This window comes from Cellulomonas sp. SLBN-39, assembly GCF_006715865.1.
GTDB lineage: Bacteria > Actinomycetota > Actinomycetes > Actinomycetales > Cellulomonadaceae > Cellulomonas.
Genome location: NZ_VFOA01000001.1, coordinates 1,355,604 through 1,365,618 on the forward strand (window position 1 = coordinate 1,355,604; position 10,015 = coordinate 1,365,618).

A 10,015-nucleotide genomic window follows, 5' to 3' on the forward strand; every position below is an offset into this window, starting at 1 on the left:
GTACCGAGGTCAGGCGCGCTGCTGCAGGGCGCTCTCGCCGGTGCGGGGGGCCGGGACGGCGGGGGTGGCGGTGAAGCCGGCCACCAGGTCGTCGACGGGCACGGCGGGGGCGCGCAGGAAGCCCTGCCACCGGTCGCACCCGAGCTGGCGCAGCACCTCGAGCGTGGGGGTGTCCTCGACGCCCTCGGCGAGCACCTCGACGCCGAGCCGGTGGGCGATCGCGATCGTGCCGGACACGATCGCGCGCGTGCGGGCGTCGGTGGCCAGGCGGACCGTGAAGCTGCGGTCGAGCTTGAGCTCGTGCGCGGGCAGGTCGTGCAGGTATGCCAGCGAGGCGTAGCCGGTGCCGTAGTCGTCGATGGACACGACGACGTCCCGCTCGCGCAGGCGGCGCATGGTGTCGCCGGCGACCTCGGGGTCGCGCATGAGGCTGGTCTCGGTGACCTCGACGACGAGGCGGTCGGCCGCGAGGTCGGACGTGGCGAGGGCCTGCTCGACCGCGCCGAGCAGGCCGGGGTGGGACAGGCAGGTGGCGGACACGTTGACCGCGAGGCGCACGTGCTCGGGCCAGCGGGCCGCGTCGCGGGCGGCGGTGCGCAGCACGTGGGCCGTGAGCGCCGGCATGAGTCCTGCCTCCTCGGCGAGCGGGAGGAACTCCATCGGCGGCAGCAGCCCGAGCACGGGGTGCCGCCAGCGCACGAGCGCCTCGGCGCCCACGACCGCGTCCGTGACCACGTCGACCTGCGGCTGGTAGTGCACGACGAGCGTGCCGCGGGCGGCGCCGGGCTCGTCGAGCAGGACGCCGCGCAGGTCCTCCAGCAGCAGGTGCCGGCGCTGGACCTCGTCGTCGACGGCGGCGTCGTAGGTGCGCACGCCCCCGCCGGCGCGCTTGGCCATGTACATGGCGGTGTCGGCGCGGCGGACCAGGTCGGTGCCGTGGTCGGCGAGCTCGTTGGACGCGACGCCGACGCTGGCGCCGAGCCCGAGGCGCTGCGCGCGGACCTCGACGGGCACGGCCAGCAGGGCGAGGACGTCGTGGGCGGTGCGGGTGGCGTCGTCCAGGCCGGTGCCGCGCAGCACGATCGCGAACTCGTCGCCGCCGAACCGGGCGAGCAGCGCGTCCGCAGGCAGGTGCCGGCGCAGGCGGTCGGCGATCTGCCGGATCACCTCGTCGCCGCCGGCGTGGCCGAGGCGGTCGTTGACGTTCTTGAACCCGTCGAGGTCGATGACCAGCAGGGACGTGCTGCTCTCCAGGGCGTACGTGGCCTCGACGGCTTCGACGAGGGCGCGGCGGTTGGCGACGCCGGTGAGCATGTCGGTGCGCGCCTCCACCCGCGAGTCCGCGAGGTCGGCGAGCTCGCCGACGAGCCGGGTCAGGCGGGTCGCGGCGATGAGGCCCGCGAGCAGGCTGAGCGTGAACGTCACGGGGCTGGGGCCGCCGGGCACGGCGGCGTCGACGACGACGAGCACGAGCGAGGCGAACAGCACGACGACCGCGCCCACGGCGGTCGCGACGGACGACGCGTCGCGGCGCTGGTCCGCGCTCACCCGCACCGTGCTGATCGCGGCGGCGCAGACGGCGAGCCCGCCCCAGGCGGCGGCGAGCACGAGCCGCTCGGACGAGCCCTCGGTGAGCAGCGCCCGCACCTCGCTCCAGCCGTCGACGACCACGACGACCCACACGACGGCGATGAGCACCGCGGGCAGCGCCCGGCGGGCGAGCCCGCTGATGACGAGGATCGTGGTGGCGGTGCCGAGCACGACGACGAGCGCGCCGACCTGGACGGCCATGCCGTGCAGGGCCCACGGGTCGGCGCCGGGCGGGCTGACCCGTGCGCCGATCACCTCGGCGAGCGCGACCCCGGTGAGCAGGGACGACACCCCGTTGGACCAGTCGCCGGGCGCGGCGGTGAGCGTGACGTCGCGGTTCCAGTGGACGAGCCCGCGGTAGACGGCGAGCGTGGTGAGCACCGACCCCACCCCGAGCACGGCGCCGGACAGCGCGAGCGGACCGCCGGTCGCCGCGATCACCGTCTCGACGGCGAGCATGGCCACGACGACGAGGGCCGCGCGCCACAACCACTGCCACACGACGACGTCGAGGCCGCCGCTGCGGGCACGACGGTGCAGCACCACCGCCGCGACCGCCGACGCCACCAGCCATGCCGCCGGCTCGAGCACCCGCTCCTCCTGTCGTCGTCGATGAGGAGACCCCATCGACTACGACATCGGCTCGCCACCGTCCAGGGCGAGCGTCCAGGAGGTGAATCCCCCGGAGTTCACCCGCGCGTGGGTCTGCGCGTCACCCGTGCGCCGCCGCCGGCCTGCACGGGGACGGCAGACGGGTGGTCCCACGCGGGTCCCGGACGCACGCAGGCCCGCCCCGGGCGGACGGGGCGGGCCTGCGCGTCTGCGGGTCGCGTCAGACGCGCGACCACTTCTGGTTGGCGGTGCCCGCGCAGGTCCAGATCTGCAGACGGGCGCCGTTGGCGGCGTTCCAGTCGGTGATGTCGAGGCACTTGTCGGCCTGCGGGTTCACCAGGTCGCCGGCGTCGGACAGCACCCACCGCTGGGCGGCGTTGCCCGAGCACGTGGCGATCTGCACGGGCGCGCCGTTGCCGACCGCGCCCCACGCCACGTCGAGGCACTTGCCGTTCTGCGTGCGGATCGTGCCGTCGACCATCTCCCACTGCTGGTTGGTGCCGCCGGTGCAGTCCCAGGTCTGGACGCGCACGCCGTCGCCGAAGCTCCACGCGGGCACGTCGAGGCACTTGCCGTTCCAGTCGCTGACGAGCGCGACGGTGCTGCCGGAGCCGCCGCCGTCGCCACCACCGGAGTCGCCACCACCCGTGTCGCCGCCACCCGTGTCGCCACCGCCGGTGCCGGCACCCGTGAGGGGCGACAGGTCCAGGCGGGCGCTGCGGGGGTCGCCCGAGTGCACGAGGGACTCGAACGCGCCGACGTCGTCGAACGCGAACGCGTACGCCCGCCCGTCGGCCATCGCGGCGTGGACGGTCCGACCGTAGAGGTTGGCCGGCGTCGAGGTGTAGAACTTCGAGGCCTCCGTGACCGGCTCGGTGGTGCTGGTGCCGAGCGTGCCGCGGAAGAGCGCGGCGCACAGCGTGCGGGCGATGGGGCCGACGACCGCGTCGTTCGGGGCGTGCAGGGCGCCGTCGCAGCCCCAGACGTCGGACGACGAGGGGCGCTGGAAGGTCGCGACCTGCGCGCCGGAGCTGTCGGTGAAGCGCATCGTCGTGCCGGAGGTGCGCCCGGTGTACCGGACCTGCGGCCGGTCGAGGAAGGGCGTCACGACGAGGTCGCGGCTGCTGTACGCCGACCACGCCTGGGCGATGTACGCGTCGAGGAACGTCGTGCTCAGCAGCCCGGCCGAGGCGGCCTTGCCCGGGGCGAGCACCCGCAGGACCGTGCCGTCGTCGCGGGTGACCACGCTCTTCGCCCACGCCGGGTCGGCCTGCAGGGCCTTCACGACGGCCTCCCGCCCACCCGCGACGACCTGTCCCGTGGTGGCGGTCTTCCCGTCGGCGCCCGTGACGGACACGGCGTGCGGGACGCCGAACATGTCGACCTGCGAGCTGTTGATCCACAGCCCCGCGTCGTTGTAGGTCAGCTCGGACCAGTCGAACAGGATGTCCTGCGTCGGGTCGCCGGCCGCCCACGGGGCGGGCTGGACGAGCCCGCCCGTCGTGAGGGAGAACGGCAGCTTCTCGCCGAACGAGAAGTAGATGCGGCCCGAGAACCCGCGCGGCACACGGACCGTGGTGCTGCGGCCGGTCGCGGCGCCGTCGATCGAGGCGTCGGGCGCGGGCGACGGCGGGTTGCTGCCCGCGGGCCACGCGTGGAAGGTGCCCCCGGCGTCGACCCAGCCGAGCTTGCCGGACCTCAGGTCGGTGCCCAGCACGTACAGGTGGACGTCGTCGCCCAGCCCGGACTGGTTGGCCACCGTGATCGGCAGCGTGTCGGGCCCGACCGCCTGGGCGGGTGCTGCCAGGCCGGCGCCGGCGACGACCGCCAACGCCCCTGCGGCGGCCGTGGCCGCCCATCTCGTGATCCTGCGCATCGTCGTTCCTCTCGCCCCCCGAGCGGAACCGCGGGTGCGCCCCGCGGCGTCGCGCCGTGCGCGAGCACCGTCCCTGGTGCGGCGCGCGGCGGCGTGCCGGCGCACCGGCACGAAGATTCGTCAACCACCCTTACATATCGGAACGGTAACGGTCGTCACCCATTCGGGTGCAATCGCCTCCGCTTCACCTGCGGCTTCACCCCCCGGGAGCGCGCAACGACGCCCGCTCCCGACCGATCCACACCCGGACGGCGCCACCCGGGCCCCGACGGACACGAAGCAGGGGACCCGATGAGAGCCCTCCCGCGCGCGCTCGCCGCCGCACTGACGCTCACCGCCGTGGCGGTCGTCCTTCCCCCCGTCGTCGCGTCGGGCGCCCCCAGCCCCGACAAGGTGACGATGTGCCACCGGACGCGGTCGGTGACGAACCCGTACCGGCTCATCACCGTCGCCACGTCGTCCGTCACGGGCAACAACGGCGTCGGCTCGGGGAACACCAACGGGCACGGCGGGCACCAGGGGCCCGTGTTCGTCAGCACCCCCGGCTACTACGACTCCCACGCCAAGGACTGGGGCGACGTGATCCCGCCGTTCAGCCCCAACTACCCGGGCCTGAACTGGTCGGGCGCGCTGCCCGGCTCCCCCACCTGCCGCGGCATGGGTGCGGCCGAGTTCTACAACGTGCAGCGCGAGGCCGGCGTCCCCCGCGACGAGGTCGTCGCGGACCTGCAGGAGCAGGGCGCCGAGGGCGACCCGGCGCCGACGGACCTGGCGGCGCTGACCTACACGGGCTCGGACCCGGCCGTGCAGGCCGACGAGGACGCGACGCTCGGCGTCACCCCCGAGCCCACACCGACGCCCACCCCGGAGCCCACGCCCACGCCCACGCCCACGCCGGACCCCACGCCCGAGCCGACTCCGGAGCCCACGCCCGAGCCCACGCTGGACCCCACGCCCGAGCCCACTCCCGAGCCCACGCCGAACCCCACCCCCGAGCCCACGCCCGAGCCCACTCCCGAGCCCACGCCGAACCCCACCCCCGAGCCCACGCCCGAGCCCACGCCCGAGCCGACTCCGGAGCCCACTCCGGAGCCCACTCCCGAGCCCACGCCCACGCCCACGCCCGAGCCGACACCGACACCCGAGCCGACGCCTACGCCTACGCCTACGCCGAGCGCGACTCCCACACCGACGCCCACGCCCACCGCATCGCCCACCCCGACGCCCAGCCCGACCCCGACGCCCCCGAGCACCGTGCCTGCGCCTCCGCGGGACGTCACGCAGCGCCTCACCGGCGCGGTGTGGCTCGACCTGGACCGTGACGGCCTGCGCTCGGGCGGCAGCGAGGTCGGCCTGCCGGGTGTGCGCGTCGACCTGTACGCGGTCGAGGTCGACGGCACCGGCGCCGCGGGGACGGGACGGGTCGCCTCGGCCCGCCACGCGCTGACGCGCACCCTCGTGACCAGCCGGCTCACCGACGCGAGCGGCACGTTCACGTTCACCGGGCTCCCCGTCGGCATGTACGCCGTCGACGTGCAGCAGCCGGCCGCGCTCGACGTCACGTGGGACTCCGAGGGGCGTGCCGACGCGACCGCGACCGTGACGGTGCCGGAGGGCGGCGAGGCGGAGGCCCAGGTCGCCCTGGCCGGGAACGCGACCGCCGACCTCCAGGTCCTCGACCCCACGGGCGCCCCGCTCAGCGGCACCGTGCTCCTGCGGTGGGCGGGCCAGGACGACCGCTTCACCACGGCGGACGACGCCGTCATCCCCGTCACCGCGGTGGACGGGCGCGTCACCGCCTCCGGCCTGCCCGCGGGCAGCTACCGCGTCGAGACGCCGGACGGCACCACCTCGGCCACGCTGACCCTCGGCACCACCGGCGCGTCGTCCTCGGTGGTCCGGCTGGGCGGCGGCTCCGTCGGGCTGGCGGCGACGGGCTACGACGCCCGGGACGGGGGCGCGGCCGCGCTCGCGCTGCTCGCCGGGGGTGCGTTCCTCGTCGCGGGGGCGTGGGCGGCGCGTCGGCGTCGCCGTCCCGTCTGACCCCGGCCCGTCCGGCGCGTGGTCGCGCCACCCGCCGTGCGCCGGGTGAGGGTAGCCTCACCTCCAGCAGGACGGGGCCGCCGGCGCCGGACGTGGCGGAGGGGCGACGATGGCCAGGCAGCAGCTCGCACGGGTCAAGCCGGAGACCTCACGGTCGCTGACGCTCGAGGTGCTGCGCACCACCCGGGTCTCCCCCGCGTTCGCCCGGGTCACGCTGGGCGGCGGCGACGTCGAGCACTTCCGCCCGCTCGGGTTCGACCAGTGGTTCCGGCTGTTCCTGCCGGTCAGCGCGGACTCCCTCGACCACGTGCCCGACCGCCTCGACACCTTCACGTACCTGCGCCACCTCATGACCTCGTCGACGTCACGCCCGGTCATCCGCAGCTACACGGTCCGCGCGTACCGCCCGGACGGTCCGTCGGGGCCCGAGATCGACGTCGACCTGGTGCTGCACGGCTCCGCCGAGGACGGCACGGCCGGTCCGGCGGCGACGTGGGCGAGCACCTGCCGCGCCGGCGACCACGTGGCGATCATCGACGAGGGCATCCTCTTCGTCCCGCCCGCCGGCACCACGCACGTCACGCTCGTCGCCGACGAGACCGCCCTGCCCGCCGTCGCGGGCGTGCTCGCGTCGCTGGACGCCGACGCCGTCGGCACCGCCGTCGTCGAGGTCCCGCACGCCGACGACCGCCAGGACCTCGACGCGCCCGTCGGTGTCGACGTGCGCTGGCTGGTGCGCGGCGACGACCCGCGCCCGCCCGGCAGCCTCGCGCTGGACCACGTGCGCGCGAGCACCACGGCCCCCGGCCCTACCTGGTACGGCTGGGCGGCCGGCGAGTCGACCCTGGCCACCGGCGCACGGCGGCACTGGGTCTCCACGGGCGCGTCCCGCGACCAGATCACGTTCTGCGGCTACTGGAAGCACCGCACCCGCCACTGACCAGGATCAACGCCCAGCGCGCGCGGCCCACACGACCAGCGGCCACTGCAGCGGCAGCCGCGCGAGCGTCAGCAGCGCGAGCGCCCACCGGCGCGGCGTCGGGCGCCGACGGGCCGCGCGGACCGCGCTGACGGCCATCTGCACGTTGGCGGGGAAGACCCCCACCAGCAGTGCCGCACCCGCCGCCCCGGCCGCACGCCGCGTCCGCGGCACGAGCATCCCCGCCGCGCACACCAGCTCGGCCACGCCCGACCAGACCACAAGCGCCCGCGGCTCGGGCAGGCCCCGCGGCACGACGGGCTCGAAGACCTCGGGGCGCACCAGGTGCACCGTCCCCGAGACGAGGAACGCGGCCACGAGCCCGCGGGCCCCGGTGCGCAGCGGCTGGACCGACGACGTCATCCCGAGATCCTCCGCCGCCAGGACCGCCGGCACCACCGCAGGCCCGCCAGACCCGTCACGTCAAAGGCCCCCTGGGCACGACCGCCCCTGTCACGCCAGACCCGCGAGCCGGTACAGCACGAGCGAGCCCGCGACGGCGACGTTGAGGCTCGAGCCCGTGCCCACCATCGGGATCTCCACGGCGAGGTCCAGCAGGTCCAGCGCCTCGCCGGGGATGCCGGTCTGCTCGTGGCCGAGCACCATGACCGTGCGCCGCCGCGCCGTGGGCAGGTCCGCAAGACGGACGGCCTCCTCCGCGAGCTCGACGCCCACGACCGCGGAGCCGCGGTCGCGCTGGCGCTCCAACCAGCGGATCGGGTTCCCCGTCCAGTGGACGCACGCAGGACGGCGCAGGGTGTTGCCGCGTTCCAGGGCCTCGGGGACCCACGGCAGCCGCGGGACGGCGAGGCACGCACCGACGGCGTCGCACGTGCGCAGCAGCGTGCCGAGGTTGGCGCCGTGCAGCGGCCACAGGGGCGCGGCGACGAGGTGGTCCCAGCAGGAGTGCGGGCGCGGGCGTCGTTCGCGGCGCAGGTCGTGCGGGGTGCGGACCCGCACCTGCGGGCCGTTCACCGGCGGACGAGGGCAGCCCCTCCAGGCGTGATGCTCATCGTGGTCGTGCTTCGCGGCGCACGTGGGCCATCGTCGGGAGCGACCATCATGGCACCGCCCTGGAACCACGAAGCTCCCGGTCAGAGACCTGACCGGGAGCTTCGTGACTGCGTGAGCCGCTCGTCTCCGAGCTGCTGCTGTGTGCGCGAGGCGGGATTTGAACCCGCACGCCCTTTCGGACACTGGCACCTGAAGCCAGCGCGTCTGCCGTTCCGCCACTCGCGCGCGGTGTAGAACGTTAGCACGGCCTCCCGGCCGAGCCGACCACCATCCCGGCCCGCCCGCACCCCGACCGGACCCGCCCGCGGGTGCCGACCCCGTCGTCGATGACGCGAGGGGGCGACGGGCGTCACCGATGACGGGGTCGGCGGCAGACGGGCGAGACCGGTCGGCGGGGGGGACGGGGCGAGGTGAGGATGGTCACCGAGGTCCCTCGCGCGCGCGGGCGCGGAGTTCTACGGTTCACGCACAGGATCTCGACACATGTCCAGGTGTCCGAGATGCCGTGCAGGGGCGGGGTCGTGGATACCATCAACCCCGGAACGTCGTGGCACCTGGCACCGACGGTCCGACGAGCACGCCGGGGCGGGACGGGGCGTGGACCGGGCCGGACCGGCGGGAGGAGGTGAGCGTGGGGTTCCTCGACAAGTTCGAGAACGGCGTCGAGCGCGTGGTCAACAACGCGTTCGCGCGCGCCTTCCGGTCGGAGGTCAAGCCGATCGAGATGGCCGACGCGCTGCGTCGTGAGCTCGACGACCGTGCGGCGGTCGTCGGCCGTGACCGCACCGTGGTGCCCAACGAGTTCACCATCGAGCTGTCCACGCCCGACTACGACCAGGTCGAGGCGTGGGGCGCCGAGGCCCTCGCGGAGGAGCTCGCGGCCAACGTCACGACGCACGCCGGCGAGCAGCACTACGCGTTCGTGGGCCCCGTGACGGTCTCGTTCTCCGAGAACACGACGCAGGAGTCGGGGCGGTTCGCGGTGCACAGCGCGACGGTGCGCGGGGCGGTGGCGCCCGCGACGAACGCGGCTCCCAGCCCGCGGCACCCGCTGGTCGACATCGACGGCCAGCGCTACATCCTCACCGGCCCCGTCACGGTCATCGGCCGCGGCTCGGAGGCCGACATCATCGTCGACGACCCCGGCGTCTCCCGGCGCCACCTCGAGATCCGCGTGACGCCCGACGGCGTGGTGGCCTCGGACATGGGCTCGACCAACGGGCTGTACGTCGAGGGCCACCAGGTGCCCGCCGCGACGCTGCTGGACGGCAACACGCTGACCATCGGGCGCACGCGCATCCTCTTCTGGACCGGCGGCGACGCCGACGGGGACGAGTGACACACCGCGCATGAGCGAGCTGACCGTCACCCTTCTGCGCCTGGGCTACCTCGCACTGCTCTGGCTGCTCGTGCTCTCGGCGATCACGGTGCTGCGGCGCGACCTCTACGGCACGCGCATCGTGGACCGCCGCCGCCCGGGCGGCCCTCCCCCGCGGCCCGCCTCGGCGTCCGCACCCGTCGAGGTCGGCGCTCCCCCGGCCGCACCCGCCGCCCCGACGCCCGCCGAGCCGCCGACGCGCACGTCGCGCCGGTCCAGCCGCAGCGCCGGCCCGAGCCGCCTCGTCGTGACCGAGGGCCCGCTGCGCGGCACCACGATCCCCCTGAGCGGGTCGTCGATCCTCATCGGCCGTGCACCGAGCTGCACGCTCGTGCTCGACGACGACTACTCCTCCTCGCGCCACGCGCGCCTGTTCCCGCAGGGTGAGCAGTGGTACGTCGAGGACCTCGGCTCGACCAACGGGACGTTCGTCGCGGAGCAGCGCGTGGACGCCCCCACCCCGGTGCCGAACGGCACGCCCGTGCGGGTGGGGCAGAGCGTCCTCGAGCTGCAGAGGTAGCCG

8 protein-coding genes and 1 tRNA gene are annotated in these 10,015 nt (G+C 75.2%); 4 read left to right on the top strand and 5 right to left on the bottom strand.

Annotated elements, in window-relative coordinates; genetic code table 11:
* Window positions 1-9: 9 nt before the first annotated feature.
* Entirely contained in the window at window positions 10-2,181 is a 2,172-nt protein-coding gene (locus FBY24_RS06150) for a bifunctional diguanylate cyclase/phosphodiesterase (protein WP_142158977.1), read from the bottom strand.
* Window positions 2,182-2,422: 241 nt separating this feature from the next.
* Complete coding sequence (locus tag FBY24_RS06155; RefSeq protein ID WP_142158979.1) at window positions 2,423-4,078, bottom strand: beta-1,3-glucanase family protein; 1,656 nt, start codon at window positions 4,076-4,078, stop codon at window positions 2,423-2,425.
* Between the two features lie 291 nt (window positions 4,079-4,369).
* Here FBY24_RS06155 and FBY24_RS06160 point away from each other — a divergent pair, with 291 nt between their 5' ends.
* Both FBY24_RS06160 and FBY24_RS06165 read left to right on the top strand, forming a co-directional pair.
* The gene (locus tag FBY24_RS06160; protein WP_142158981.1) at window positions 4,370-6,121 is read left to right on the top strand and encodes an SdrD B-like domain-containing protein; all 1,752 of its coding nucleotides are present in this window, start codon (window positions 4,370-4,372) and stop codon (window positions 6,119-6,121) included.
* A 109-nt stretch (window positions 6,122-6,230) separates the two neighbouring features.
* Complete coding sequence (locus FBY24_RS06165) at window positions 6,231-7,061, top strand: siderophore-interacting protein (protein ID WP_142158983.1); 831 nt, start codon at window positions 6,231-6,233, stop codon at window positions 7,059-7,061.
* A gap of 6 nt (window positions 7,062-7,067) precedes the next feature.
* On the opposite strand, the gene FBY24_RS06170 is transcribed toward FBY24_RS06165, so the two are convergent.
* The 3 genes from FBY24_RS06170 to FBY24_RS06180 all read right to left on the bottom strand — a co-directional run bounded on the left by FBY24_RS06170 (window position 7,068) and on the right by FBY24_RS06180 (window position 8,339).
* The gene (locus tag FBY24_RS06170) at window positions 7,068-7,463 is read right to left on the bottom strand and encodes a DoxX family protein (RefSeq protein ID WP_142158985.1); all 396 of its coding nucleotides are present in this window, start codon (window positions 7,461-7,463) and stop codon (window positions 7,068-7,070) included.
* Window positions 7,464-7,553: 90 nt separating this feature from the next.
* Window positions 7,554-8,075 (bottom strand): TrmH family RNA methyltransferase, encoded by a 522-nt coding sequence (locus tag FBY24_RS06175; RefSeq protein WP_142158987.1) that lies wholly within the window; start codon window positions 8,073-8,075, stop codon window positions 7,554-7,556.
* Window positions 8,076-8,256: 181 nt separating this feature from the next.
* Window positions 8,257-8,339 (bottom strand) — tRNA-Leu (locus FBY24_RS06180).
* A gap of 406 nt (window positions 8,340-8,745) precedes the next feature.
* On the opposite strand from FBY24_RS06180, the gene FBY24_RS06185 reads away from it, so the two are divergent.
* Both FBY24_RS06185 and FBY24_RS06190 read left to right on the top strand, forming a co-directional pair.
* A complete protein-coding gene (locus FBY24_RS06185) occupies window positions 8,746-9,453 on the top strand; it encodes a DUF3662 and FHA domain-containing protein (protein ID WP_142158989.1) in 708 nt (235 codons plus the stop codon).
* 10 nt (window positions 9,454-9,463) lie between these two features.
* Window positions 9,464-10,012 (top strand): FHA domain-containing protein, encoded by a 549-nt coding sequence (locus tag FBY24_RS06190; protein WP_140458267.1) that lies wholly within the window; start codon window positions 9,464-9,466, stop codon window positions 10,010-10,012.
* The last annotated feature ends 3 nt before the right edge of the window (window positions 10,013-10,015 follow it).